The sequence below is a fragment of the Marinimicrobium hydrolyticum genome (genome assembly GCF_030848505.1).
Lineage (GTDB): Bacteria > Pseudomonadota > Gammaproteobacteria > Pseudomonadales > Cellvibrionaceae > JAVDDU01.
The window spans coordinates 55,981-81,548 of record NZ_JAVDDU010000008.1 but is presented as its reverse complement, the minus strand read 5'-3'; the positions used below and the strand labels follow the sequence as shown (position 1 = coordinate 81,548).

The window sequence follows — 25,568 nt, the reverse complement described above, 5'->3', positions numbered from 1 at the left end:
AGGTAAAGGAGTGGGATGAAACGAAAATCTAATACCAGCTCCTTGCTGCCTCCACAGCAATGGTTGCGCCAGTATGATCGCCGCCAGTTTTTAGAAGACTTGCTGGCCGGGTGCATCACGGCTGCACTATTGATTCCCCAAGGCTTAGCTTACGCCATACTGGCGGGCTTACCTCCACAGGTAGGGCTTTACGCGAGCATTCTTCCGCCCCTGATCTACGCGCTACTGGGTACCAGCCGCACTTTGTCTGTGGGGCCGGTGTCTGTGGCGGCGCTTTTGGTGGCTAACGCCATCGGTGGTGCCCCAGAACAACAATACCTAGCCGACGCCTTACTACTGGCTTTTTTGAGCGGTGCTGTACTGTTGTTTTTGGCATTGCTGCGTTTGGACGTCTTAGTCAATTTCATCAGCCATCCCGCTCTTTCCGGATTTATCAGTGCCGCCGCTGTACTGATCATCCTCAGCCAGCTAGGCAATCTTTTAGGCATTGCCGTTCCGGCGGGGGCGGGTTATGAAATGCTTATGGCGGTTGCAGGGCAGGTAGGTGACGTGCATGTTTTGACGGCTGCCCTAGGCCTGTTTGGGATCTTGGCCATCGCCTTGTTTAATGCGCCTGTGGTTCGGTTATTGGTTAGCGCTGGCGTTGATGAATCGCACGCAAAAGTGATTTCGCGCATCGGCCCCCTGGCCCTTGTTGTAGCGCTCACGGCAATTGCCGCTGGTCTGAATTTGGATCAGCGTGGGCTGGCGGTTATTGGCTCTGTGCCCTCCGGGCTGCCTCAAGTAGGCTGGGACTTCCTTCAATATGAGCGCGCTTTGCAGCTGCTGCCATCGGCAATTCTCATCAGCATTATCAGTTACGTGGAAAGCGTGTCCATTGCCAAAGCCTTTGCGCACCGAAGGCGTCAAAAAATCAACAACAATCAAGAGTTGGTCGCCCTTGGGGCATCCAACATTGCGGCCTCTTTTACAGGCGGTATGCCCGTAGCCGGAAGTTTTGGCCGCTCCAGCGTCAACTTTACTGCCGGGGCACAAACCCAGATTGCGGGTGTGATCGCCGCGCTATGGGTAGCGCTGGTGGCTCTATTTTTCACCCATTGGTTTTATTATCTTCCCAAGATGGCATTGGCCGCGGTAATCATCCTGGCGGTGGTGAGGCTCTTTGATTGGCGGGCGTTTGTTAATGCCTATCGTTTTGATAGGGCGGATGGTTTAACGTTATTGGCAACGTTCTTTGGCGTCCTGGGGCTTGGCATAGAGCTGGGGCTGTTACTCGGTGTGATTGTCGCTCTGGCGGCGTTTTTGTGGCGCAGCAGCCGGCCCCATGTTGTTATAGTAGGGCGGGTCCCCGGCACTAGTCATTTTCGCAATCAGGATCGTCACCGTGCTGAGACCTGGCCACACTTGCTGTTATTACGAGTTGACAGAAGCCTGTTCTTTGCCAATATGAACTACGTGGAGGATCTGGTGGCGGAACGCGCCGCTGAAGAACCGGAATTGGAACATCTAGTACTCATTTGCAGCGCCGTAAACAGTATCGACTACAGCGCGTTGGAAATCCTCGAGCAGCTTACGTCGAATCTCCGTGACGCGGGTATAACTGTTCACTTGGCGGAAGTTAAGGGCCCCATTCTTGATCGCTTGCAGCGACATGGTATGGAAGAGTGGTTCGCGCCTGGGAAGATCTTTTTTAGTACCGAGGAAGCGGTTGAGTACCTCACCGGCGCCTCTCGACCTGTGTAACAGGAGACTAAAATTATGACGGAATTTACACCCATCTCTGGATTAATCGGCGGCATTCTCATTGGTGTTGCCAGTGTGCTGATGTTGTGGGGCACCGGTCGCATTACTGGAATTAGCGGCATCTTTGGCGGGTTGCTCACGCCAGCGCGGGGCGACGTTTCCTGGCGCGCGGCGTTTATTGCGGGGCTGGTACTGGGCGGGTTGTTGTGGCCCCTGATCACGGGCACGTCGCTACCGGTTGATCTGCAGGTGTCCTGGCCCTGGATGTTAGTGGCCGGGTTGTTGGTCGGTTTTGGCACACGCTTGGGGGGTGGCTGCACCAGCGGCCACGGCGTATGCGGAATAGGGCGGCGCTCCATGCGTTCTGTGGTGGCTGTCGTCACCTTTATGATTTCGGCGGTCGTGACCACTTATGTGGTACGGCACCTGTTGGGGGCGTAAAAATGACGAAACAAACACCGGCATTGCTCATCGCCTTCGGCAGCGGGATTTTGTTCTCCATAGGGTTGATCGTGTCTCAAATGGTAAATCCCGCCAAAGTATTAAACTTCCTGGACGTCGCCGGCACCTGGGACCCAACACTGGCTTTTGTTATGGGCGGCGCGGTCGCCGTGACCTTGCCATTGTTCGCGTGGGTACTTAAGCGACCCCATCCTTTGTTTGCCAAACAATTTTACGTACCCACACGCAAAGATGTTGATGGTCGTTTGATTGGAGGCTCGATCATCTTCGGCATCGGATGGGGCATAGCCGGGCTATGCCCCGGCCCCGCGATTACCGCCGCGGCGACGGGCCTGCTGCCGGTACTTGGATTTTTGGCCGCCATGGCCGCGGGTGCGCTCCTGCAGAATTGGCTTTTTACGCGCTTGGGTAAGTAGCTCTATTAAACTCGTCATTTCCGCTTAGGCGGCAATAGATGGAACCGCTGGTCCATGGATCCCCGATCGAGTCGGGGATGACGGTATCGTGGGATTCGTTCTCGCAAGAACGGGCATCAGTCATTCGTTTATAAACGACCGAAGATGACAGTTTCACGCTCGTCATTCCCGCGCAAGCGGGAATCCAGCAATACGTGCGCTCAACACAAATACTTTTCACTTGAGGAGTCCGGCCATGATATTTCGTCAGCTGATCGAACCCATCTCCAACACTTACACCTACTTGCTGGGCTGTGAAGAAACCGGTCAGGCTGTCTTGGTAGACCCGGTGATCAACTCCATCGATCGTGACCTGGGTGAAATCGCACGCCTGGGCATGAAACTCGCTTACACCATTGATACGCACATTCACGCGGACCACATTACCTCCGCCCTGGAGTTGAAAAAGCGCGTGGGCAGCCGTATAGCCGCACCAGCCATAGACAATCTGGAATGTGCGGATGTCGGCATAGAAGAAGGCAAGCCTTTTCAGGTGGGGGGTATAAACATCGACCCGCTGCACACCCCGGGGCATACCGATGGCCACTTTGCTTACGTGTGGCAAGACCGGATTTTTTCAGGCGATGCATTACTGATCGAAGGTTGCGGCAGAACCGACTTCCAAAACGGTGATGCGGATACTTTGTATCGAAGCGTCACTGAAAAGCTGTTTACCTTGCCAGAAGATTACCTGGTTTACCCGGCACACGATTACAAACAACGCCGAGTCTCCACCATTGGCCAGGAAAAGGACCGCAATGAGCGCTTGGGTCAGCAGAAGACCCTGGAGGAGTTCAGGGAAATCATGGCGAACTTAAACCTTCCTTACCCGAAATTCATCGATTACGCCGTTCCTGGTAATCGAAAGTGCGGTGTCTGCCCACAGAACTTGCCCGACGCGCTCAAGGAATACTGCGAACAAATGACACAAAGTCTGCAAGGGTAGGGCAGAAATGGCCTTGGATCCCCGATCAAGTCGGGGATGACGATTTTGTGGCCGTCATTCCCGCGAAAGCGGGAATCCAGTCTTTGGGGGTACTAATCGGCTCGGGAATACCGGGTTCTGTAATCAATGCCTTAACCGAAGGAAAATGTCTCGCATGAAACTGACTCAGCAAGATCTTGATACCATTTCACAGGACGCCATCAAGAAGAAACATATTTTCGGTTTTGTCATGCACGTGAGGCGTGGAGAAGACGTTTTCACCACGGCCGCTGGCGATTTGGAGGCTTCCTCACGATTCTTCGCGGCCAGCGTCACCAAACTGTTTGTCACCGCCACCATCCTGCAGCTTGAAGCTGAAAAACGGCTAAGTCTCACCGACAAAATATCCAAATATCTACCTGCGGATGTGATTACTGGGCTGCACAACAAAAACGGCGTCGACCGCTCCGGCGAGATTGAAATGGTGCACTTGCTCTCGAATACCTCAGGTATTCCCGATTACTTTCAAGGCGATACCGTAAACCGACTGATTGCGGGGGAAGATGAGCCATGGGGGTTTTGGCCTGTTATCAAAGCAGCCAAACAACGGCAGCCTAAGTTTTTACCCGGCAAGGGCGCGCAATACTCTGACACCAACTTCCAGCTTCTGGGTGCGATCATTGAAGCTATCACTAAATTGACGTTAGACGCGGTGTTCGATGAGCGAATCATCGGGCCATTAAGCCTAAAAAATACCTATATATACCGCGGCGAACCGGACCCACAACTTGTGCCTATGTACTACAAGGGGCGAACACTGGAACTACCTCGCTATATGAGCTCCATTGGTCCAGAAGGCGGGCTTGTATCAACGGCGGAGGAACTAGGGTTATTCACTGAGGCGTTCTTCAATGGACAACTGTTTAACAAAGATCGGCTGAATGATCTGTACCGCTGGCGTCTGTTGTTTTCACCCGGCGTCTTTTTTTATGGAATCGGGGTATCCAGACAACCCACTTCTATACTCCACCTCAGTAAAGGCCTCTACGGCCACTGGGGCCACTCTGGCGCTTTTGCCTTCTTTGATCCAAAAACCGCAACCTGTTTATCCGGCACCGTAAATCAATTCTTCGGGCACAATGTGGCCGCCCGGGCCATGATCAAGGTGTTGCGTTCGGCATAGCATTGTTTCGCCACGAGATTTTTTGACGCTAAAACGCACTCGGCTTATGCCTTCCTAATGCATACGCGACGGCGGAGTCTTCGGAACTCTGCGGGCTTGCGTCTCACTAAGCTAATGATCAGTCATCACCACCGGCGGATGGCGCGCGAACACGGAATGAGGATTCGTAATTGAATGCCGAAGGAGGGCGAATGAATACCACGCAGTTTTTACGAGGCTTGGGGATGAAGCGTTTGCTAGCGGTTGGACTGTTTGTCGCTGTGGTTGTAACTGTGTATGCCCTCGGGTTGGACGACTATTTCACCTTGTCGAAACTGCGTGCTGAAAGGGGTGACTTTATACGATTCCATGATCTAAACCCTATCCTCGCGCCGTTCCTGTTCCTGGTTGCTTATATCCTTGTCACGTTCTTTTCGATTCCCGGCACTGTTACCATTATGGCGGTAGCCGCTGGTGTCCTTTTCGACCTTTGGTTCGGGATTGTCATGATCTCTTTAGGTGCCACGTTGGGCGCCATGCTGACCTTCGTTTTGGGGCGCCGCTTGTTTCGAAGCCAAGTGCAACAAAAGTTTCGCGACCAGCTCTATATGATCAATGAAGGAATCAAGCGCGAGGGCGCGTTCTTCCTGTTTAGCCTCAGGTTGATTCCACTATCGCCGTTTATTGTTGTCAACCTTTTGATGGCGCTCACACCCATGCGCGGATGGACGTTTTTCTGGGTCACCTTTATTGGCATGCTTCCTGGCACGGTGCTTTTTGTAAATGCCGGCACGCATTTGGCAACTGTGAGGCGCATCTCCGACATAATGTCGCCCGCACTCATTCTGTCTTTACTGGCGCTCGCCTTATTTCCCTGGTTCGCTAAAGGCGTATTAATGGTGTATAGGCGCTTGTGACGAGAGGGCTCGTCTCCTTCTCAGGCAATTAGGCGCCCGTGTTGCCCCACGTCAAGCATTCGTTCAATTGCCTCTGAAAAGCCTCCTCAACAGCCGTTATAAACTCCTTTCCGTCTTCGCTCAGGGGCAGGGGATCTCCGATGGCTACATCGCAATTGAACGGCACCAGGATTGGGTCACCTTTGGGTAGTGCTCGACCAAGGCCGTGCATAACGACCGGGATAACGGGCACGTCCGGTTCGGCGGATGCCAAATGGAACAAACCACGCTTTAAGGGTTGCATCTGTTCGGCTTTGCCGCGGCTGCCCTCCGGAAACAGAATCAGTATGTCGCCATTGGCAAGCGCGCTACGGCAGCCTTCGAACAAGGTTTCTCTATCCATTCGGCCCCGGCGGGCGAGGGGAATGATGCCAATCGCATTAAGAGAAAACCACGCCCGCCAGCGGTTTTTCAAAAAATAATCCGCTGCCGCCACCGGACGAACCTTGTGCAGTACCCGCAGCGGCATCAAGGACATCAATACCATTGTGTCCAAGTGGCTGTTGTGATTCGCGGCGATAATCGCCGGCCCTTGGGTGGGCAACTTATTCCGGTTGACAATATTCAAGCCCAGAACAATAAGCACCAGAGGACGAACCAGTAGTACAAAGAACAGGAGTTTAAGCGGGCGGGAAACACGGCTCATACATCAGCCTCAATACTTCAGATAGTACAAATAATGGAAGAAGAGCGGAGAGGCGTAAATCAGACTATCAAGCCGATCCAGGATGCCTCCATGCCCCGGAATTAACTGGCTGGTGTCTTTGATTTTCAAATCCCGTTTTACGGCAGACATGGTCAAATCCCCGATGAACCCGGCGGGCGCGATAATGGCGCCAGCAATGAGCCCTTCCAACCAATTGAGCGGAGTGAGGTGTTCGGCTAACAAAGCAGCGGCGACCATGGTAGTAAACAAGCCGCCCAGGAATCCACCCCAGGTTTTATTGGGGCTAATTAACGGCGCGATCTTCCGTTTGCCCAGGGTTTTACCCCAAATGTACTGCGCCACATCATTGAACTGCGTTAAGAAGAGCAGATAGAGAACCAAGCCGATGGCACCGCCAGCAGGATTAACCGACGCTGGCAGCACCAGAAGGTAAGCAATATGACTCAGACAAAAAACCGTCGTCATGGCCGCCCAGTGATAACTGGCGGCTGAGCGGATAAAGCCATCCGTCTCGCCCACCAACAGCATGCGCGTGGGGATAAAAAGAAACAGATACACGGGAATAAAAATAATGAACATGCCGTACCACTCGGCGTAGACCCAGTAGTAATGGATTGGTATCGCCAGGTACAGCCAGAGTAACACCCGCCGGTCCGTCAAACGCGTGGGCACAATAGATAGAAATTCCTTCAGCGCTAAAAAGCTCAAGAAAGCAAAGAACACCGTGGAGGCACCTTTACCCATCAGCAGCGCCGCGAAAACCAGCGCGATCATCAACCACCAGGACCGAACCCGCTGACGCAGTTCCAGGTAGTTTTTGTCTGGTCGCATTTGCTTTAGAGTAATACTCACAGCGGAAGCAATCACCAGCAGCGCAAAGACCCCGCCCAACGCGCTAATTGCACTGGTGGGCAAATCGTTCCAAATCATCGGCTTATCCTTCCGTGGCCCGGGCGTTCAAAAACCGGTAAAGCGTTCGGGTGCGCCGCCACACTGTGAGCGCCGCCCCAAACACCACGAGAACCAGCGCGGCAGTCAGAACCGACCCAGCCGGCAACACCCAGAATTCCGCCAGGGACAACACGCAAGCCACCGTGATCAACGCCATGCGATGCTGTTTCGCCATGGGCCCACCAAAATCCGCCGGCGCGTCGAGGGACACACCCAGTACTCGAATATAAGCCGTCAATACCGCGAGCAAGGCCGCCAACCACCCAAGCAGCGGTGCATAGCCCATTGCGGCCGCCGCGTAACCAGCGCCGATCAAAATCAACGGATCGGCGATGCGGTCCGGAATATCGTTGAACATCTCCCCAGCCGGCGTCGTCTTACCGCCTTCAACCGCCACCATGCCATCGAACAAATTACACAAAAGCCGCCCCTGAATGCACACCGCCGCCAGCACAAGCGCAGCCGCTGCCCAACCATCCGGTAGCTGCAAACGAGCCAGAAGTAGGGCGCCCGCCACCCCGGCAAACACAACACTGGCCACGGAAATCTGGTTGGGCGTCACATCTCGAGACGCCAGCCAGCTGGCAATTCGGTTTGCCCAACCCGTGTCACGAGCCGCAATCGGACGGCGCTGGGGAAGGTCATTGGGGGATGTATCGGTCATGGAAAGTCCCTGTTGTTTACTCTTTTTGCACACAGCGCATAAGCAGCGCCGGGCGGATGCTAGGAGCCTAGCGGATTTTGGCGCCTGGGCCAAGTGGGACGTGGGCTGCGCTTGGCTGGACGAGGCCTTGAGCAATCGCCAAGCAACATCGATAAATACCATTGAAATCAATAGAATAGGAGATCATTTTGAACCAAAATAGCAAACAGTGAACGCACCCTAGTGCAACAGTTTGGGGAAATGGGGGATACTATTCCACCCATTGAGATTCCATAAAATTTTGAACAAGAGGCAAGGCATGAGGGGATTGGGTTGTTGCTTATTATTACTGGTGGCAGCTCCGCTGATTTGCGCTGCCGAAACAGTGGTGGAGGTAGAAGGTGAACAAATTATCTACCGCGGCGGCCTAACCCAAGAGGCTAATGACAGGGCTTTTGAGCTTTTTGATCGTCAGGAAATCAAGCCAGCCACACTCACCATCACAAGTCCGGGTGGCGCCATTCATTTGGGGCTTGAGCTCGGTGAGTGGGTGCATCGGAACGGCTTGGACGTGAAGGTTTACGAATTGTGTTTCTCTTCTTGTGCGAACTACGTCTTTCCGGCGGGCCGCAGAAAATTACTGGGTGAAAATGCTATTGTCGGCTTCCACGGCGGCGCAACCAGTGACAGATTCGACATGTCGTCGTTAGTAGCGATACTAGAGGCTGCGCCGGAGAGTGAGCGCGAACGGATCCAGAAAGAAGTTCAAGAGTCATTAGAGTCCTACATAAAGACCAATGAAAAACGAGAGGCAGAGTTTTACCAGCGGTTGGGTATCTCGCCAAAGCTCAATGTTCTTGGGCAATCGGAGTCATTAAAGGAAGTTCGAAAAGGTTGCGATGGCTGGGTGTACACAGTCGAGGACATGAAAACGCTGGGGCTAGCGAACGTTGAAATTATCAACGACCCTCGACCCTCTGAACTGGATCCGAAACCCAAAGTATTCACGGTTAAACTGGCTCCAGAGTCAACGTTAATGGAACCCGTAGGGCTTCCAGTGTATGACGAGCAAAGTCACGCCTCTAAGTGCATCCCCAATTGACATCCGCACGAAGTTGATAGGCAAGAGTAGTTAGGCAATGATTATTCAGTTCCCGCGTCTTCCGTGACGACTACTGTCTAGTGTTAAACGGTGGATGACAGTAAACGCGCTAAATTTGCTTTGTCGCTGATTTTAAGTCGATCATAGATGTTCGCTATATGATTGCGCACCGTAGCGGGGGCGACACCTAGCTCGCAGGACACCTCTTTATGGGAAAGTCCCTGAGCGAAGAGTACCGCCACCTGGGTTTCTCTGGGAGTAAGCCTTTCTTCCGGGCGGAGAAGGTGAGCCTTCAGTAGAAAGTTATCGCCGATAGGTTCAATATCAATCAGCACTGCACGTCCACGCCATCGGCGGCTCTGTCCGCGTCCAGGTAAAATCGAAGCAGGAACCCCCTTCTGCCAAGGACCCCACTCTTCATGCAGCAGTGCGTCAATCGATTGTCGGCTCAATAGCACCTGTCCCACACAGTTTATCACCGCTACGCTTTCGTCAGGTGCAGGACGGCAATCAATCGCCGCTTCCCGGTTCATCCGCAAGGCACCGGACAGGTGGGGCATCAGCAACTGCTTCAGATACCGGTGCTTTGCGGTAAAGTTGTTGCTGGAGTCGGAATTGCAGAGGCCAAGAAAGGAGACATAGCCATCAGCGGGCTCAGGCGTAATCGTGGCAATCATATTCCTCGCGTCGAATTGGCGCCAGTGTTCGTTGTAAGCAATTGAACGGCGAAAGCCTTTCACATCGTTGAATGCGACCGTTTTGTTTAGGAATTTGAGCGCAAGATCGCAATAGGTATCGCTAGAAGCCACCGACTCCCATGCCTGAAATAAGTCAGCCGACTGATCAAGTATCGCCACATCGGTGACCATTCGGTCAACCGCTGTGCCGCCCCCCCAGGCACCAAAGTCAAATGGCAACAACTTGCGTAAGTTTTGCAATGTCCGGCGTCGAAACAAGCTTGGGTGATGGTCACGAGCGGAGCCATAAAGTTCCACCAGAAACGCGTTGAAAGCCTTCAATTCCAAGTCAGTTAGCATGGCATTTATTCTGGATTAAATTCTGACACGTCAAGGCAACGTACCATAATTGGGAAACTTGCGCCATTCGCACTAGTGCATTTGCACTATGGCCCGCTGGCGATAAAAACAACATGATACTGATTGACACCCAAATTCACTCAGGCCGGGATGATCAATCATGAGCAGCCAAAAGCAACCCATCCGATTATTGGCCATGTCGCCATTACTGGTGGCCATGGTTTTCTTATCCGCTTGCGGAGGCGGGGGAGGTGGTGACCCCGGCGGCAATGTCGACAACGACAACGGTAGCGGTAACGGGCAGGTGGAGACTTCCAGCGCCTGGGACGAGATGGAGTGGGACGAAGGCCAGTGGCAGTAAGGCTGCATGGTAATAAGAGTAGATAGGGGAATTTCAATTATGAAGCGCACACAGTTTTTAGCAGGCATGTCGGCAGTTGTATTATCGCTGACTTTTTCAGCGGCTTGGGCCGATAAAGTAGCCAACGGCGATCTGATAGAGTTTTCGGGTGGTACGACAGCCCTAGCTACCGAGGTTAACAGCAACTTTTCTATATTGCGCTCGGCTATTAATAGCACGGATGCACAGGTCCAGACGCTGGAATCCGATATTTCTGATATCAACACCGAGTTGTCCGGCTTGCAACCACTCATTTCGGATGATTGTCCGGCCGGTGAATCTGTAACCGGCATAAAAGCCGACGGCACGCTCGGTTGCGCTAAAACCGTACCCGTCGATACCCGCGTGATCAGCATGTCCGCTCAGGGCCTCAGTATTAATTCGAATCGAGAGGGCGATGTATTTCAGCGTGTCTCCCGGGGCCTAAGGTGGGAGCCGGTTTTCTCCAGCTCGGCAGTTTGGGCAACGCCGAAGCCCACGGACTATGACGGAGGCGACGTCACATTCAGCGTATGGTTCAGCACCACAACCGAAAAGTCCGGCTACGCCTCGTTTTTCATACGCCCGATGTCCTTGAGCCATGGCGAGCTAGTCCCCTTTGACTCGGCTAGCATCTCCAGTGACCACGTTCCTGTTTCCGGGACGACTACGCTTTATGAGCAATCCTTCACCATCCCCGCTTCCATATTGCAAGGGGATTTGTGGGAAATAATACTGCAGCGTACAGGCGCCGATTCCAGTTCGAACCCTGAAACATATGATAAGCCGGTAACGCTGCGGGCTGTCGCGATAGAGTATTCAGTGGTGGATCAATAAATAACAGGATTCCGCCCGATTTGTCGCCCGGCGGCGTCGCCCGCCGGGTTGGGGTGTGGTAATCCGCGAAGCCCACCTGGCGTGTACCAGGTGGGAAACCGCTCAGAGAAAACCCCTGACATGGGATTCCGATGGCTGCAACTGGAACAAGCAGGAGCCATTGCGAAATAGGAAAAATTCGCTTTCGACAAGAGAGAAGGGTTGCTCCAGATCCACAGTGGCCTCATCGCTTTTGCAACCGAAGCGGCGGACTTGACCGATAAACTGCCATTGCTCGTTGCGCCACTGCCAGGCCGGAGCTTGGTGCATGTAAGGCCGGCTGGTCGTGGTCACGCGATAGCGGTTGTTCCGATGCTCAATATCCCCCAGCACGCAGTGAGCCTGTCCGCTCAGGCAATTCTGCTGTTCTGGATCCAACCCCTCAAGAAATTCATCGCTGAGCTCCGTACCGGGTAACAGCTGAAATTGCGCTCTGCGCCATTCAATGTCGTTTTGCTGTGCTGGTACCTGCCGACGCCACCGGGTGGTGGCTGTAAGTGCGTTATCGATGTTTTCTTTAAGTTCAGTGTTATCCGCAACCCATTCATCCGCCTGCAAAGACCTTAAGGCATTGGTACCGTAGGCTCCCAGATTGAAGCGCAAATAAAGCGCATCAAAATCTTCAGGGTTAGTGGTGCCGCTCTCTAAGCGCGCAACCTGGCTCTGTGCGGACCACTTATGGAGGTCCAATACCGGCGTATGGATCAGAATCAGTACCAGCGCTAAAGCCCCTCCTACTAGAATGTTCCAGCGACGGAAGCGAGAGAGGACCAGCCCTCGGTCAAGCAGTATCAGGGCCGCGTAGCCGAAGCTGAACAGGCCGACAAACAACAGGACAAGCCCGCCCCGAAGTCGGCCAAGGGTAATCCCGTATTGATCAATGCGCAGGCCCAAAGACCAGCCCGCCAGCAGCACGGTAATGGGTAGCAAGAGCAGGGCAACAATGAGCAGTCTGCGCAGGTAAGGAGACTTACCGAAAGGCTGCTCGTGCTCTGCGGTCACCGCATTAAAAAAATAAAGCAAAATGGCTGCAAGCCAGAGCATCAGAGCCGCTGAAAACCCCGTATCCCACAAAGGCGTGAGGCCGGTAAAGGGCAGGGCGGCCAGAAACAGTATCAGGATCAGCGCCACCAGTGGCAGGAGAGCTCGGGTAAGGGCTTCGCATAAATTACGCACGGTGGCGATTAAGCTCTCGCGCCCGCGAATCAGCCCCAGCCCCCAACCGACCACCAAGCCGGTGACGGGATAGATAAACTCCGGCTCTATAAACAGGTCGATAAAAAACTCGATGCCGATTACACCAAACAGCATTGCCCACAAGAACAACAGCAGCCAAAACACCAGAATGAACAGCGCGAGAAAGGCAAGAGTCAGGGCGTTACGCCAGGAGTTTTCCAGCAGGCCCGAATATTCCAACCGGCCGTGCTCGCGCCAGGTGCGGAAGAAAAAAGCCAGAATAAACAGAGCGACGAACAGGCCGCAGCTTAGGGAATAGGTACCCCCATGATAGCGGTAATTGGTATCTTCCAGCAGCGGTGCACTCAGCCAACCGGCGTGCCACCCTAGCCAGAACAGCACTCCCCCCAAAATCACGGCGGTAATGCCGTTTGCCTTCTCCTTCCAATGCGTTGCGCCAAGATACAAAAACAACGGTAAACCAATCGCAACGGTATACAGCGCGTAAAGCCATTGGGGTGAAGTCGCGGGCCAAACGGTGTGATTGATGGATTTATGCAGCAGAAGCAACAGAATTGACTGAACGATGGCGAGAATAATCAGTGCCAGCCGGTTTTCCTTGGACAGGGAGTTAATCATATATTGATCCGTGTGTTCTTATTTATTATCAAAACTACACACCTGGCTGCGCACATGCGTTGGAGCTCACAAACTCCAATGCATTGCGTCACCGCTCTCGATTGTAGTCGACTTAGATGCAATCGAACAAACACAGATGCTGTCCGGTGAGAGTGACTTTGAAACCCAGTCCTCAATACCAGATAAGTCCAAATATGGACTTAATAGCTATTAAAGTCTACAATTGGACATAAGGATCAGTTTAGACAAACGCGAGGAAACCATGGCGCAAGCGAAGCTAAAGCAGCAGGCCGACAAAGCCCGCATGGCGGGAGCCGGCTTGGCCGCCGCCTTCAACATTCTGGAGAAGTGGGGCTGTGACAATGACCAGCAGCAGGCCATTCTGAGCCTGCCCCGCGCCACCTTCTACAAATACCGCGACAACCCGGCGAGCGCGCGACTCAGCGCTGATCAACTGGAGCGGATAAGCTATCTGCTCAACATGCACGCCAGCCTGGGCATGGTGTTTGAAAACCCCGAAAACCGGTACGGCTTCATGTCCATGAAGAACCACAATCCGTTCTTCAACGGCGCTGCGCCGCTGGATATCATCAGTACCGGCTCCTTTGCGGCCCTGTACGAAACCTTCAAGCGGATTGACGGGCTCAGAGGAGGGCAGTGGTGAAGCTGCCGAAAATCACCATCGACCAACCTAAGGCCTACCGCCTGGTCAGCTCGCGCTACCCGCCCATTGACCTGTTCGAGGATGTCGCCAGCGCCGAGGACTTCGACGCACTGTACCAACTGCAAGCCCGCACCAATCCCCGCCTGCTAACCCAGGCGGGGGATCTAAACCTGATTCCGCGTACCGACATCCCCTGGGGCATTAGCGGCTGCTCCTACGCCGTGGCGCCATTCACCCACGTTAACCCGGAAGGCAGCCGCTTCAGCGACGGCCAGTTCGGCGTACTCTATCTGGCGGAATCCATGGAAACGGCCATCAAAGAAGTGCGCTATCACCAGGGGCGCTATCTCGCCGGGGTAGAGGGGCTGAAGTACGACCGCTTGGTATTTCGCGGCTTGCGCTGTTCATTTGCGGCTACCCCTATGACTGATGCGACAAAGCTGTCCCTCGACCACCCTATCTACGATCCCGAGGACTATACCGAAAGCCGTACTCTGGGCACCAAACTCAAAAAAGCGGGAGACCAAGGCCTGGCCTACCGATCTGTACGGGACCCGGGGGCCACATGCTGGGGACTGTTCACACCGAGTGGCGTCCGCCGCGTAGTCCAGGCTGCTCACTATGAGTTCATCTGGAATGGCAGCTCCATTTCCAGTGCCAGCAAGATTACACTGCAAGAGAGCTAGCGAACTGTGACCCGGAAGCTGATGTATGAAAGACTCCCAGATATGCCCCTGCGGCAGCCAAAAAACCTATGAACGCTGCTGCGGCCGTTACCATGCGGGAGAACCGGCACCCACACCGGAAGCGCTGATGCGCTCCCGGTTTAGCGCCTTTGTACAAAACCGGGCAGATTACCTGACAGCCACCTGGCATTCGTCGACTCGGCCCAAAGCCCTGGATTTGACCGACAGCCCAGACTGGGTGGGGCTGTCGATACTCGCCAGTGACGCTATCGGTGACCAAGGCCATGTCCATTTCAGAGCGTATTACCGCGCTGGCAACCAATGGCGCTTTCTGGAAGAACGCTCAACGTTTGTACGAGAGTCCGAGCGCTGGTTCTATGTCAGCGGCGAAACCCAGGACGAAAGCATCAAACCGGCGCGGAACGATAGCTGCCTGTGTGGCAGTGGGCGTAAGTTCAAGCGGTGTTGTGGGTGAGGGTGATCCTCCAGGTACTGGCCCAGGAACCATAGTCTTGCCATCAAGAATCCCTTCCCGGTCCTCGAGGCCCGATAGATCCGCAATTGCCGGAATAAGTCTCCATGTGACCAAATACCCCGATAAACATGATATCTGGCACCAGATAATGCATAATCGGGCCTCCATTTTTTGCGGGGGTATCACCTCAGCGTAGATATTCTCCAGAGCTCGAAAGAACTCAGTGAAATCCATAATTATCAATAAGATATGATCGAATTTTAAAGTAAATAATAAGCTGGGAGCCTTCGCATCTCCTGGCCCCGGGGACAAGCAGTAATGGCCAAGAAAGCTACCAAGACCAAAGAATCGAAAAACACCAAAGGCTTTGAAGAAACCCTCTGGGATACCGCCAACAAACTGCGCGGTACCGTTGAATCCTCCGAATACAAGCACGTGGTGCTGAGCCTGATCTTCCTCAAGTTCGCCAGCGACAAGTTCGAGGCGCGGAAGCAGGAGCTGATCGACGAGGGCAAGGGCAAGTACACGAATAAGGTTGAATTCTACGCCATGCGCAACGTCTTCTACCTTCCAGAGGATGCCCGCTGGTCCACCCTGGTACAGCACGCCAAGCAAGACGATATCGCCCTGCGGGTGGATACCGCGCTCAGCACGGTGGAGAAGAACAACAAACAGCTCAAAGGCGCCTTGCCGGACAACTACTTCTCCCGCCTGGGACTGGACCCCAGCAAACTGTCCGCGCTGATCGACACCATCAACAACATCGAGACTATCGATAACAGCGGCACTGGGGCCGACGCCCAGACGGACGTGGTGGGCCGCGTCTACGAATACTTCCTGGGTAAATTCGCAGCCGCCGAAGGCAAGGGCGGGGGCGAATTTTATACGCCCAAATGCATCGTTAACTTGATTGCGGAAATGATTGAGCCCTACAAAGGCAAAATTTATGACCCTTGCTGTGGCAGCGGCGGCATGTTCGTTCAGTCGGTTAAGTTTGTGGAAAACCACTCCGGCAATCAGAAAGACATCTCCATCTACGGTCAGGAATACACCGGCACCACCTACAAGCTGGCCAAAATGAACCTGGCCATTCGCGGCATTGCCGGCAATCTGGGTGAAGTCCCGGCGGATACCTTCTTTAAGGACCAACACCAGGACTTGAAGGCGGACTTCATCATGGCCAATCCGCCCTTCAATCAAAAACAGTGGCGGGCCGATAACGAACTCACCGATGACGCCCGCTGGGCCGGTTACGACGTTCCACCCACCGGCAATGCCAACTACGCCTGGATACTGCACATGGTGTCCAAGCTCAGCGAGAACGGCATCGCCGGTTTTGTACTGGCCAACGGCTCCATGTCCTCCAACACCAGCGGCGAAGGTAAGATTCGTCAGAAGATTATAGAGAACGACCTGGTGGACTGCATGATCGCGCTCCCGGGCCAGTTGTTCTACACCACCCAAATTCCCGTGTGCCTTTGGTTCCTCACCAAAAACAAAAAAGCACAAACCTTCACCGACGGCCGCAAACACTTCCGCGACCGCGAGGGCGAAACTCTATTCATCGACGCCCGCAACATGGGCAGCATGATCAGCCGCGTTCACAAAGAATTAACACCCGAAGACATCGCCACCATCGCCAACACCTACCACGCCTGGCGCGGCGAGCCGGTCCAAGCTCCTCGTCATTCCCGCGACTCCTCCCGTCATTCCCGCGAAAGCGGGAATCCAGAAAACTACGAAGACATCCCCGGCTTCTGCAAAGCCACCACACTGGACGACATCAAAGCCAACGACTACGTCCTCACACCCGGCCGCTACGTCGGCGCCGCCGAAGCCGAAAACGACGGCATTCCTTTTGAAACCAAGATGGCCGAACTGACCAAAACTCTGTACCAGCAGATGGAAGAATCGCAGAAACTAGATGCGGTGATTCGGGAGAACTTAGAGGTGTTGGGTTATGGGGGGTGAATGGACATTAAGACCGCTAAAAGATTGTGCTACTTGGTATTCAGGCGGAACTCCCAGAAAAAGCAGGCCCGAGTTCTGGGGCGGTGATATTCCATGGATTAGTGCTAAAAGTTTACATGACTTTTATATAAATGACTCAGAAGATAAAGTGACAGAACTAGCGCTGGGAAACGGGACTAGACTTGCGCCTACGGGAGCTATAATGTTCGTGGTTCGAGGAATGAGTCTTAAAAGCGAGTTCCGGCTAGGAATTACTACTCGCCCAGTATCGTTCAACCAGGATGTGAAAGCGTTAGTTGCTAAACCAGATATTGACCCTAGTTTTTTGGTTTATGCATTGAAAGCGAAAAGTTCAGAGATATTGGCGCTCGTGGAGGAAGCCGGACACGGGACAGGGGTTCTACCAACTTCTGTGGTCCAGGCATTAGAAATTCCTGTTCCATCACTCAGTGAGCAAAAGCGAGTAACTGAACTCTTCAGCGCTCTGAATACCAAAATTTTTCTCAACCGCCAAACCAACCAAACCCTCGAATCGATGGCCAAGGCGCTCTTCAAAAGCTGGTTCGTGGACTTCGACCCGGTGATCGACAACGCCCTGGCCGCAGGCAATAAAATACCGGAACCCCTGGCCGCGAAAGCCGCCGCCCGCTGCGCACTGCGGGAGCAGGGCGCTAGCAATAGCAAACTGCCCCACACACTCCCTGACAACATCCGTCAACTTTTCCCCAGCCGTTTTCAGTTCACCGAGGAATTGGGGTGGATTCCGGAGGGGTGGAGCGTGGAGCCCTTTGGCAGCGTCGCCCCGCATGTAAGAGAAAACGTAGCTGCATCAGAGATTGGCTCGAAAGAAACTTATGTTGGACTTGAACATATTGGTCGGAAACGCTTATTTCTCGAGAGAAGTGGAATTGGGTCAGATGTCGAAAGTAATAAGTCAAAATTTAAAAGCGGAGACTTGCTGTTTGGAAAGTTGAGGCCCTACTTCCACAAGGTTGTTTTGGCGGGCTCAAGCGGTATCTGCTCTACGGATATTCTTGTTTTTAGAGCCAAGGATTCTGCTTATCGATCTTTTATGGCCCTGACAGCGTATAGAGAAGATTTTATTGCACATGCGAATTCCTGTTCCACAGGTACTAGAATGCCGCGAGCTAGCGCCAAAGATATGCTTGCTTATGAAATCGCGAAGCCTCCACGTAACGTGGCAGAACAATTCGAAGCTGCGGTATCCCCGATGTGGAAGAAAGGGTATTCAGGTGTAGCAGAGTGCAAAAAGTTAGCTGGTACTCGGGATGCTCTTCTTCCCAAAATCCTCTCCGGCGAACTCCGCATACCCACAGCTGAAAAGGAGCTGTTAGACGCTATGGCGTAGCTAGGGGGTGGAAAAACCGAACTTATGTGCCAAACTAGGCAAACAGGATGTATAAGGACTAAGAGTAGTGGCTTTTAACGAGGAAAAGCTGGAGCAAGCCATCATCGACCTGCTGGGCCAGCAGGGCTATCCCTATGTGCCGGGCGCAACCATTGAGCGCGCGCCCGAAGATGTATTGATCCGGGAAGACCTGGAAACCTACCTCCGCAAGCGCTATACCCCCGACGGCATCACCGCTGGCGAAATCCGCTCGATCACCCAAAAGCTCAACAACTATTCCGCCGCTGACCTCTACGACAGCAACAAAGCCATTATGAAGCTGGTGAGCGACGGCTTTGTGCTGAAAAGGGAAGACCACAAGAAAAAAGACCTCTATATACAGCTAGTCGACTACAGCCAACTACCCGAAGTACGGCAGCCGCCGGATGAGGAATTGGAGAGCGTCGATGCCTCGGTCCGCGAACCCAAAGCGGGCTATAAGAGCAGCGGTAATATCATCAAGGTCGTCAACCAACTGGAGATCGTCGGCACCGAGAAGCGCATCCCCGATGCCATTCTTTATATCAACGGCCTGCCGCTGGTGGTGTTCGAATTCAAGAGCGCTACACGGGAAGAGGTAAACGTTCACGAGGCCTACGTTCAGCTCACCACTCGCTATAAGCGGGATATTCCTGAGCTATTCAAATACAACGCCTTCTGCGTGATCAGCGACGGCGCTAACAGCAAAATGGGCTCCTTCTTCGCGCCCTATGAGTTCTACTACGCTTGGCGTCGTATCGAAAAGCATGAGAACGCCGAAGTCAAAGGCATCGATTCGCTCCACACCTTGCTGCAAGGGCTGTTTGACCCGCATCGCCTGCTGGAAGTCATCCGGCACTTTATCCACTTTCCGGACAAGTCCCACAGAGAGGAGAAAATCCTCTGTCGCTACCCCCAGTATTACGCTGCCACCAGGCTCTACGACAATATTATCCAGCATCGTCGCCCGGAAGGGGACGGCAAGGGCGGCACTTACTTTGGTGCGACCGGCTGTGGTAAAAGCTACACCATGCTGTTCCTCACCCGCCTTCTCATGCGCAGCGTGGCACTGGAAAGCCCAACCATTGTGGTGATCACCGACCGCACGGACTTGGATAGCCAGCTTTCCGAACAGTTTGTAATCGCCAAGCGCTACATTGGTGATCAGCATGTTATGAGCGTGCAAAGCCGTGAGCACCTGCGGGAGCTGTTACAGGGGCGCAAAAGCGGCGGGGTATTCCTGACCACCATCCATAAATTCACCGAAGATACGGAGCTGCTCACCGAGCGTTCCAACGTGATCTGCATTTCCGATGAAGCTCACCGCAGCCAGGTGAACCTGGACCAGAAAGTCACCTGGAGTGAAAAGCACGGCGTGCGCCGCACCTACGGCTTTGCCAAATACCTACACGACTCCTTACCCAATGCCACCTACGTAGGTTTCACCGGCACGCCCATCGATGCCACCCTGGATGTATTCGGTGATGTGGTAGACAGCTACACTATGACCGAATCCGTAAAGGACGAAATTACCGTTCCCATCGTGTACGAGGGCAGGGCCGCCAAAGTAGCGCTGGACAACAGCAAGCTCAAAGAAATCGAGGAGTACTACGAGCAGTGCGCGGAAGAGGGCGCCAGCGAGTACGCCATCGAGGAGAGCAAAAAAGCCAGCGCCAATATGGGCATGATCCTCGGCGACCCGGACCGCATTCGTGCCGTGGCCGAAGACTTTGTGCAGCACTATGAAACCCGCGTAAGCGAAGGCTCCACACTGTGCGGAAAAGCCATGTTCGTGTGCGCCAACCGGCAGATTGCCTGGCAGCTTTATCAGGAAGTGGCCGCACTAAAGCCGGAATGGACGGAAATCAAAGCCTGCGAGGAGGGCAGTGCGCTCACCGACCAGGAACAGAAAGAAATCAAACCCATGGCCCGAATGAACCTGGTGGCAACTCGCGGAAAGGATGACGACGACGCGTTGTACAATCTACTGGGCACTAAGGAATACCGAAAGGAACTGGACCGCCAGTACAAAAAGCCGAAATCCAACTTCAAAATCGCCATAGTGGTCGATATGTGGCTAACCGGCTTCGACGTACCCATGCTGGACACCATGTACATCGACAAACCCATCCAGCGCCACAACTTGATTCAGACCATTTCTCGCGTTAATCGCAAGTTGGAGGGTAAAACCAAGGGCTTGGTGGTGGATTACATCGGCATCAAGAAGCAGATGAACCTGGCCCTGGCTCACTACAATAAGGCGGACAGCCAAAACTTTGAAGAAATCGAACAATCCGCCATCGTAGTCAAAGACCACCTGGACTTGCTCCATAAGCTCTTCCACAAATTTGATTCCAAACCCTTTTTCACCGGTACACCCGTTGAGCAACTGCACTGCCTCAACATGGCCTCCGAGTTCGTCCAGCTTACTCAAGAGCTGGAAAAGCGCTTTATGCACTTAGTTAAGCGCATGAAAGCGGCCTACGACATATGCAGCGGCAGCGAACTGCTAACCAACTCCGAGCGCGACTATGTGCACTTCTACCTGGCCGTACGCTCCATAGTGGCCAAACTCACCAAGGGCGACGCACCCGATACCGCCCAAATGAACGCTCGCGTGCGCGAAATGATTACCGAAGCCCTAAAAGCCGACGGGGTAGAGGAGATCATTAAAATGGGGGAGGGCGGCGATGGGGAAGTGGACCTGTTCGATGACGACTATCTGTCCCGCATCGAAAAGATCAAACTGCCCAACACCAAAATCAAGCTATTACAGCAGCTACTCACCAAAGCAATATCCGACTTCCGCAAAGTCAACCGAGCCAAAGGCATCGACTTTTCCAAACAGCTTCAATCCCTGGTGGAAAAGTACAACGAACGCGACGATGCCAACATTTACCGAGGCGAAGTTGCCGACGACTTTGTCGATAACATTATCGACCGCTACATGGACCTGATCCAACAACTCAAAACCGAAATCGGTTCCTACGCTGACCTCGATATCGACCTGGAAGAAAAAGCCTTCTACGACATCCTCAACAGCCTAATGCACAAATATGACTTCAGCTACCCCGATGAAAAGCTCAAAGACCTGGCCAAAGCCGTAAAAGCCGTGGTGGACGACAAAGCCAAATATATGGACTGGAGCAAGCGGGACGACATCAAGTACGAGCTAAAAGCCGACTTAATCGTCCTGCTGGACGAATACGGCTATCCGCCGATTGATCGGGATGAGGTGTATAAGGAAATATTTGAGCAGGCGGAGAATTTTAAGGCGTACAGAGGTATAAAAGTAGAGTAGTAAATGAAGAAAGTTCATACCCAGAAAAATCCAGAAATCGACTTAGACTCAGCCCGTATAAAGGGCCTCTTATTCCCCCCACTTTTTGATTTCTATTCGGTTAGAATTTTTCCCTCGCTTCCTGGTCGAGCTAATTGGCAGATTTGATCTAAAAACATACATAAGAGAGCAGATATGGATGATACACAATTGGCAAAAGCTGCCCAGATTGCCGAACAACTTCATGAGAGATGGCATGATTTAATTAACGCTATATCTACTACTGAAGCAAACGACGGGTCTAAGTTCGATACAACGTCGCCAGTCCCCGAACTGAACATATCAATCGATGATCTAAATGTATATGTCAAAGTTCTATACGCCAGAGTATCCGAACTTACAAAGATTTCTACCAAGTCCTTATTGCTTGCGCCCCCCATGACTATCCGCCGGCTAATTGACTCGATAGACAAGAGTGCTACTGCCGTTGGGGAACTGGTAGAGCTTGTACGTAAACCGATGCGTACACTCGACTCTGACACTTTTCAGGGCACCCTCCATAATCCACAACAGGCGAGCCGACAGCGGCCGATTAACTTTGTAGAAAAATTCGTGGTGGTTGCGCGTCACCTTGATGAGGCATTCACAAGGAGCTCCCAACTTCAAGAGGTCTCTGGTTCGAAGGCGCAATCTGTTGACCTTGACGCCTTGATTAGCGGCATACAAAGCGCTGAAAACCATTCCCGGGAATACCTGAAAAGCGTTGAGATTCATGAGGCTAGCATACAAGAATCTTTAGATCGCGCTGAAAACTCTAGCAAGAAAACTCAGGGGTTTGAGGAAGAGTTATCTAAGCTATATCAGTCTTGCATTGAGGTACGAAAGCATTTTACAGACGAGAAAGAGTCATTATCTGAAGCGGCACAAGAAATTAGATCCACTTGTTCTACTGCGCGCGGATTAGAGCAAGAGGTAAGCTCTTTTCAAGAGAAATTCGAAGAGTTTCGTTCAAATATTGAAGCCCACCAAAAAAGCCTTCGCACAGGACAAGCCGAGCAAGAAAGAATTCTGAAAGAAATCTCTTTAATTGAGGAGCAGATAACCGATAAAAATACCCAAGCGTCAAGCATGTTGGCCAACGCAACAGTGGCCGGCCTAGCCGCTTCCTTTGGAGCCACCAGGGACAAATTGAATATAGAGCTAACTGAAGCTCGGCGAGTTTTCTATATATCGATTGTAGCGTTGTTCCTACTTTCAATACCTATGATCTTGTACATAATACCAGGAGTAACGTTTGGTGGGTCGGTATACGAGAGTGAGTCAAATGGCTTTGGAAGCATAGTTGGTCAGTTAGTTGCTAGAGCCTCGATCTTACTCCCAGGGATTTTGTTTGTAGCGTTCGCAAGCCGCCGCCATGCATCGTTATTTCGTTTACGAGAGCATTATGTCTATAAGTACAACATGGCAGCGTCAGTCGAAGGTTTCAAGCAACAGGCCCCAGAGATGTCAGGGGCTATTGCCGGGACTACATTCTACGAGCTGCTAACACGTAATCCGGCTGACGCGATGGATGGAGGAAAGCACGGTAAGAATGTAGATAGCAGAGAGGACGGGTCGTTGCCGATGAAAATTAAAGAGGCGCTTGCGGGAAGGAAGGCCTCTGAAGAGTAAGCGGCCCACCAACACAATTTAACATAATATACATTATGCGCAGTCTGGTTTAATGGTCTGATTGGGTTGGGCGTCCGTTTTACGCGGGTATTCAATCTTTTGTGGTTCTTCACGCGCCCCTGCCGGTTGAGCTCCAGGGCGCGTATAGCAATAAAATGGAACCACCTCGCGGATGTATCACAGCCAAGTCTCGATCACCGAGATCTACACTTACGTGACGATCCACAAGCTCAAGGAAAACCAAGAAGACGATCAGGATTAAACCGGCTATAATTTAGGTTCGCAAAGAACCTCGGAGAACCTCGATGCCCTTAAAAGCAACCTCTGTCAGACTCGACGATGAGACTTTGAGTCGAATTGGCCAGATGGCTGACGCTATGGATCGCCCCCGCGCTTGGCTGATGGCCGAGGCCATCAAGCAGTACGTAGAGCGGGAAGAATGGTTCATCCGCGAGGTGGAGAAAGGCGTGAAAGCGGCAGATGAAGGTCGGTTACTGGATCATGAGGATGTGAAGGCCAAGTGGGAGGCTAAGCGTGCAGCTCAAATGGACTGATCTGGCCGGCGCCGACCTCGATAAAATAGAAGCTTATATCGCCAGGGAAAACAGCCCCAGTGTCGCCATCGACGTGGTACTGAAAGTGATCGACACGGCTCATCTCATCTTGCCGGAGCATCCCGGCGCTGGCCGACTTGGCCGACTCAAAGGCACACGTGAACTGGTGATCGACGGACTGCCGTTTATCCTGGTGTACCGGCACCACTCCCCCCTGAATCAACTGCAAATCTTGCGTGTATTGCACGACGCGCAGCAATGGCCAACCGCGGACTGACAAGGATAAAGCCGCCCGATTTACTAGATCCCCACCATTCGGGCTGATTCAGTGCGCGGGACTCGTCCATTCGCTTACTCATCCGGTGCGCCCTGGGGAGGAAAGTTACCATTACGCTATGGTATCTTGGTCTTTGACACGAGATTATCCTGAAGGACATTTTCTATGCGCGCTATACCTACTTTAAAGCTACTCCTGCTGGCCACGACGGGCCTTTTTGCGGTTTCAGCGACTTCCGACAGTAACGTCCTGCATGAAGATGCCATGCTGCCGTTTGTCGTTTCAGGTGACAGAACCCTGGCACCTTACGGCCAGGAAATGACACACGTTGAGAACTACTCCCGTGCTGCGCCCTCGGTCGGTGCAGGCGGTATGATCCAGGAAGGCGCCATGGAGACGTTTAAAGGCCATGGATTTAAGTCCGTTGTCAGCCTGCTCACTCCGGGTGAAGGCGTAGAAACTCACACTCAGTGGGCGCGCGAGGCAGGTATCGATTACTACAACTTGTCCGTTACCGCCGAGGGCCCGGGCGACACGGTACTGGAACGGTTCAAAGCGATTCTTGCCGATCCAGAGAACCACCCGGTTATGGTTCACTGCGCCAGCGCTAATCGTGTCGGCGCTTTATGGGCTCGCTACCGCATTGATATGGGCGTGCCTGTTGAAGTTGCCTTTCAAGAGGCCCGCACGATCGGCTTACAGCCCGGGCTTGAATCAACGGTGCGGGAGCGTTTTGGGTTTTGATCGGCCCCACAACCCGGGACTACTCATCAGCCGCCAACTCCTCTGGCTCGCCCAGGGGCTCTGCGCGGACAAAGCTTTTTACTTTGGTCACTGAGAGTGGTGTGTGGATTTTGGGCGTTTCCAGCAGCTCGCGAATCTCCGGGTGATCGCTACCCACTCTTGGATCCAACCATGTTTTGATGGCCTCGGCGTCCATGGGTAAAAAGTGTGGGATGGATTTGTCGTGATACTGGGAAAATCGTGGGTGCGGAGGGCGGGTGATTACGGCCATTGAGCGAATGGGCTCTACACCTGGCGCATGCCAATCCTGATACACGGTACCTACGGCGAGTCCCATTTGAGAGCGCATGAGATACCGATCTTTGCCTTTGGACTCCCCTACTTCAGTTCCAAAGATTAATCCCCGGCGGGATTCAATGGCTGGTTTCCACATTCTGCTGGCCAGGTTTCTTGCGTTAAAGCTGGTGATGTCGGTGTCCGGCACCCAGTTACCTCCCACTTTTTTCATGGCGTACCACCACATCGCATTGGACAAGTGATAGCCGCCCTCCCCGGCTGTGATTAACGCCGGGTGGATGCGCAACTGGTAGGACTGAAAATACGGCAGCGGGAGCGTGATACCCAGCTCATTCATGAGGTCAATGACCCCAGGCGCTTGGTGGACGTTGCCGATGTATCCGCACATA

25 protein-coding genes are annotated in these 25,568 nt (G+C 53.1%); 19 read left to right on the top strand and 6 right to left on the bottom strand.

Features of this window, described 5'->3' with window-relative positions; translation table 11 throughout:
* Nucleotides 1-15 precede the first annotated feature (15 nt).
* The 6 genes from RBH33_RS13905 (at nucleotide 16) to RBH33_RS13880 (ending at nucleotide 5,664) form a co-directional block, all read left to right on the top strand.
* A complete protein-coding gene (locus RBH33_RS13905) occupies nucleotides 16-1,743 on the top strand; it encodes a SulP family inorganic anion transporter (protein WP_306732815.1) in 1,728 nt (575 codons plus the stop codon).
* A gap of 15 nt (nucleotides 1,744-1,758) precedes the next feature.
* Complete coding sequence (locus RBH33_RS13900; protein ID WP_306732814.1) at nucleotides 1,759-2,184, top strand: YeeE/YedE family protein; 426 nt, start codon at nucleotides 1,759-1,761, stop codon at nucleotides 2,182-2,184.
* Between the two features lie 2 nt (nucleotides 2,185-2,186).
* Nucleotides 2,187-2,621 carry a DUF6691 family protein gene (locus RBH33_RS13895; protein WP_306732813.1) on the top strand — a complete coding sequence of 145 codons (435 nt, stop codon included), beginning with the start codon at nucleotides 2,187-2,189 and terminating at the stop codon, nucleotides 2,619-2,621.
* Between the two features lie 235 nt (nucleotides 2,622-2,856).
* Nucleotides 2,857-3,606: an MBL fold metallo-hydrolase gene (locus RBH33_RS13890; RefSeq protein WP_306732812.1), complete on the top strand. Its 750-nt coding sequence runs from the start codon at nucleotides 2,857-2,859 to the stop codon at nucleotides 3,604-3,606.
* A gap of 154 nt (nucleotides 3,607-3,760) precedes the next feature.
* Entirely contained in the window at nucleotides 3,761-4,768 is a 1,008-nt protein-coding gene (locus RBH33_RS13885; RefSeq protein WP_306732811.1) for a serine hydrolase domain-containing protein, read from the top strand.
* A 170-nt stretch (nucleotides 4,769-4,938) separates the two neighbouring features.
* The gene (locus RBH33_RS13880) at nucleotides 4,939-5,664 is read left to right on the top strand and encodes a TVP38/TMEM64 family protein (protein ID WP_306732810.1); all 726 of its coding nucleotides are present in this window, start codon (nucleotides 4,939-4,941) and stop codon (nucleotides 5,662-5,664) included.
* A gap of 28 nt (nucleotides 5,665-5,692) precedes the next feature.
* On the opposite strand, the gene RBH33_RS13875 is transcribed toward RBH33_RS13880, so the two are convergent.
* The 3 genes from RBH33_RS13875 to RBH33_RS13865 are packed head-to-tail and all read right to left on the bottom strand — an operon-like array spanning nucleotide 5,693 to nucleotide 7,985.
* Entirely contained in the window at nucleotides 5,693-6,349 is a 657-nt protein-coding gene (locus RBH33_RS13875; RefSeq protein WP_306732809.1) for a lysophospholipid acyltransferase family protein, read from the bottom strand.
* Nucleotides 6,350-6,358: 9 nt separating this feature from the next.
* Nucleotides 6,359-7,300, bottom strand: coding sequence for a phosphatidate cytidylyltransferase (locus tag RBH33_RS13870; RefSeq protein WP_306732808.1), 942 nt, complete (start codon nucleotides 7,298-7,300; stop codon nucleotides 6,359-6,361).
* A gap of 4 nt (nucleotides 7,301-7,304) precedes the next feature.
* Nucleotides 7,305-7,985 (bottom strand): CDP-alcohol phosphatidyltransferase family protein, encoded by a 681-nt coding sequence (locus tag RBH33_RS13865; RefSeq protein ID WP_306732807.1) that lies wholly within the window; start codon nucleotides 7,983-7,985, stop codon nucleotides 7,305-7,307.
* A 298-nt stretch (nucleotides 7,986-8,283) separates the two neighbouring features.
* Here RBH33_RS13865 and RBH33_RS13860 point away from each other — a divergent pair, with 298 nt between their 5' ends.
* Nucleotides 8,284-9,066, top strand: coding sequence for a hypothetical protein (locus RBH33_RS13860; RefSeq protein ID WP_306732806.1), 783 nt, complete (start codon nucleotides 8,284-8,286; stop codon nucleotides 9,064-9,066).
* Nucleotides 9,067-9,149: 83 nt separating this feature from the next.
* Here the strand turns inward: RBH33_RS13860 and RBH33_RS13855 are convergent, their stop codons facing one another.
* Nucleotides 9,150-10,103 (bottom strand): response regulator transcription factor, encoded by a 954-nt coding sequence (locus tag RBH33_RS13855; protein ID WP_306732805.1) that lies wholly within the window; start codon nucleotides 10,101-10,103, stop codon nucleotides 9,150-9,152.
* Nucleotides 10,104-10,263: 160 nt separating this feature from the next.
* On the opposite strand from RBH33_RS13855, the gene RBH33_RS13850 reads away from it, so the two are divergent.
* Entirely contained in the window at nucleotides 10,264-10,464 is a 201-nt protein-coding gene (locus RBH33_RS13850) for a hypothetical protein (protein WP_306732804.1), read from the top strand.
* Between the two features lie 39 nt (nucleotides 10,465-10,503).
* Nucleotides 10,504-11,319, top strand: coding sequence for a hypothetical protein (locus RBH33_RS13845; RefSeq protein ID WP_306732803.1), 816 nt, complete (start codon nucleotides 10,504-10,506; stop codon nucleotides 11,317-11,319).
* 102 nt (nucleotides 11,320-11,421) lie between these two features.
* Here the strand turns inward: RBH33_RS13845 and RBH33_RS13840 are convergent, their stop codons facing one another.
* Nucleotides 11,422-13,173 carry a DUF4153 domain-containing protein gene (locus RBH33_RS13840; protein WP_306732802.1) on the bottom strand — a complete coding sequence of 584 codons (1,752 nt, stop codon included), beginning with the start codon at nucleotides 13,171-13,173 and terminating at the stop codon, nucleotides 11,422-11,424.
* 262 nt (nucleotides 13,174-13,435) lie between these two features.
* On the opposite strand from RBH33_RS13840, the gene RBH33_RS13835 reads away from it, so the two are divergent.
* The 10 genes from RBH33_RS13835 to RBH33_RS13790 all read left to right on the top strand — a co-directional run bounded on the left by RBH33_RS13835 (nucleotide 13,436) and on the right by RBH33_RS13790 (nucleotide 24,882).
* Nucleotides 13,436-13,837, top strand: a complete 402-nt coding sequence (locus RBH33_RS13835) for an antitoxin Xre-like helix-turn-helix domain-containing protein (RefSeq protein WP_306732801.1) — start codon at nucleotides 13,436-13,438, stop codon at nucleotides 13,835-13,837.
* On the top strand, nucleotides 13,834-14,523 hold the full coding sequence (locus RBH33_RS13830) for an RES family NAD+ phosphorylase (RefSeq protein ID WP_306732800.1): 690 nt from the start codon (nucleotides 13,834-13,836) through the stop codon (nucleotides 14,521-14,523). Before RBH33_RS13835 ends, RBH33_RS13830 begins: the two co-directional genes overlap by 4 nt.
* A gap of 25 nt (nucleotides 14,524-14,548) precedes the next feature.
* Complete coding sequence (locus tag RBH33_RS13825) at nucleotides 14,549-14,998, top strand: YchJ family protein (protein WP_306732799.1); 450 nt, start codon at nucleotides 14,549-14,551, stop codon at nucleotides 14,996-14,998.
* 318 nt (nucleotides 14,999-15,316) lie between these two features.
* A complete protein-coding gene (locus RBH33_RS13820; RefSeq protein WP_306732798.1) occupies nucleotides 15,317-16,969 on the top strand; it encodes a type I restriction-modification system subunit M in 1,653 nt (550 codons plus the stop codon).
* On the top strand, nucleotides 16,959-18,338 hold the full coding sequence (locus RBH33_RS13815; RefSeq protein WP_306732797.1) for a restriction endonuclease subunit S: 1,380 nt from the start codon (nucleotides 16,959-16,961) through the stop codon (nucleotides 18,336-18,338). The genes RBH33_RS13820 and RBH33_RS13815 overlap by 11 nt, the downstream gene beginning before the upstream one ends.
* A gap of 67 nt (nucleotides 18,339-18,405) precedes the next feature.
* Entirely contained in the window at nucleotides 18,406-21,657 is a 3,252-nt protein-coding gene (locus tag RBH33_RS13810) for a type I restriction endonuclease subunit R (protein ID WP_306732796.1), read from the top strand.
* Between the two features lie 174 nt (nucleotides 21,658-21,831).
* Nucleotides 21,832-23,307, top strand: coding sequence for a hypothetical protein (locus RBH33_RS13805; protein WP_306732795.1), 1,476 nt, complete (start codon nucleotides 21,832-21,834; stop codon nucleotides 23,305-23,307).
* A gap of 305 nt (nucleotides 23,308-23,612) precedes the next feature.
* On the top strand, nucleotides 23,613-23,861 hold the full coding sequence (locus RBH33_RS13800; protein ID WP_306732794.1) for a CopG family ribbon-helix-helix protein: 249 nt from the start codon (nucleotides 23,613-23,615) through the stop codon (nucleotides 23,859-23,861).
* A complete protein-coding gene (locus RBH33_RS13795) occupies nucleotides 23,842-24,138 on the top strand; it encodes a type II toxin-antitoxin system RelE/ParE family toxin (protein ID WP_306732793.1) in 297 nt (98 codons plus the stop codon). Before RBH33_RS13800 ends, RBH33_RS13795 begins: the two co-directional genes overlap by 20 nt.
* 165 nt (nucleotides 24,139-24,303) lie before the next feature.
* Nucleotides 24,304-24,882 (top strand): protein tyrosine phosphatase family protein, encoded by a 579-nt coding sequence (locus tag RBH33_RS13790; RefSeq protein ID WP_306732792.1) that lies wholly within the window; start codon nucleotides 24,304-24,306, stop codon nucleotides 24,880-24,882.
* Between the two features lie 19 nt (nucleotides 24,883-24,901).
* On the opposite strand, the gene RBH33_RS13785 is transcribed toward RBH33_RS13790, so the two are convergent.
* Entirely contained in the window at nucleotides 24,902-25,567 is a 666-nt protein-coding gene (locus tag RBH33_RS13785; RefSeq protein WP_306732791.1) for an SOS response-associated peptidase family protein, read from the bottom strand.
* Between the last annotated feature and the right edge of the window lies 1 nt (nucleotide 25,568).

Coding starts and splice junctions, on each gene's coding strand:
- RBH33_RS13905 (WP_306732815.1), top strand. CDS start 16: ATGAAACGAAAATCTAATACCAGCTCCTTGCTGCCTCCACAGCAATGG.
- RBH33_RS13900 (WP_306732814.1), top strand. CDS start 1,759: ATGACGGAATTTACACCCATCTCTGGATTAATCGGCGGCATTCTCATT.
- RBH33_RS13895 (WP_306732813.1), top strand. CDS start 2,187: ATGACGAAACAAACACCGGCATTGCTCATCGCCTTCGGCAGCGGGATT.
- RBH33_RS13890 (WP_306732812.1), top strand. CDS start 2,857: ATGATATTTCGTCAGCTGATCGAACCCATCTCCAACACTTACACCTAC.
- RBH33_RS13885 (WP_306732811.1), top strand. CDS start 3,761: ATGAAACTGACTCAGCAAGATCTTGATACCATTTCACAGGACGCCATC.
- RBH33_RS13875 (WP_306732809.1), bottom strand. CDS start 6,349: ATGAGCCGTGTTTCCCGCCCGCTTAAACTCCTGTTCTTTGTACTACTG.
- RBH33_RS13870 (WP_306732808.1), bottom strand. CDS start 7,300: ATGATTTGGAACGATTTGCCCACCAGTGCAATTAGCGCGTTGGGCGGG.
- RBH33_RS13865 (WP_306732807.1), bottom strand. CDS start 7,985: ATGACCGATACATCCCCCAATGACCTTCCCCAGCGCCGTCCGATTGCG.
- RBH33_RS13860 (WP_306732806.1), top strand. CDS start 8,284: ATGAGGGGATTGGGTTGTTGCTTATTATTACTGGTGGCAGCTCCGCTG.
- RBH33_RS13855 (WP_306732805.1), bottom strand. CDS start 10,103: ATGCTAACTGACTTGGAATTGAAGGCTTTCAACGCGTTTCTGGTGGAA.
- RBH33_RS13850 (WP_306732804.1), top strand. CDS start 10,264: ATGAGCAGCCAAAAGCAACCCATCCGATTATTGGCCATGTCGCCATTA.
- RBH33_RS13845 (WP_306732803.1), top strand. CDS start 10,504: ATGAAGCGCACACAGTTTTTAGCAGGCATGTCGGCAGTTGTATTATCG.
- RBH33_RS13840 (WP_306732802.1), bottom strand. CDS start 13,173: ATGATTAACTCCCTGTCCAAGGAAAACCGGCTGGCACTGATTATTCTC.
- RBH33_RS13835 (WP_306732801.1), top strand. CDS start 13,436: ATGGCGCAAGCGAAGCTAAAGCAGCAGGCCGACAAAGCCCGCATGGCG.
- RBH33_RS13825 (WP_306732799.1), top strand. CDS start 14,549: ATGAAAGACTCCCAGATATGCCCCTGCGGCAGCCAAAAAACCTATGAA.
- RBH33_RS13820 (WP_306732798.1), top strand. CDS start 15,317: ATGGCCAAGAAAGCTACCAAGACCAAAGAATCGAAAAACACCAAAGGC.
- RBH33_RS13815 (WP_306732797.1), top strand. CDS start 16,959: ATGGGGGGTGAATGGACATTAAGACCGCTAAAAGATTGTGCTACTTGG.
- RBH33_RS13805 (WP_306732795.1), top strand. CDS start 21,832: ATGGATGATACACAATTGGCAAAAGCTGCCCAGATTGCCGAACAACTT.
- RBH33_RS13800 (WP_306732794.1), top strand. CDS start 23,613: ATGCCCTTAAAAGCAACCTCTGTCAGACTCGACGATGAGACTTTGAGT.
- RBH33_RS13790 (WP_306732792.1), top strand. CDS start 24,304: ATGCGCGCTATACCTACTTTAAAGCTACTCCTGCTGGCCACGACGGGC.
- RBH33_RS13785 (WP_306732791.1), bottom strand. CDS start 25,567: ATGTGCGGATACATCGGCAACGTCCACCAAGCGCCTGGGGTCATTGAC.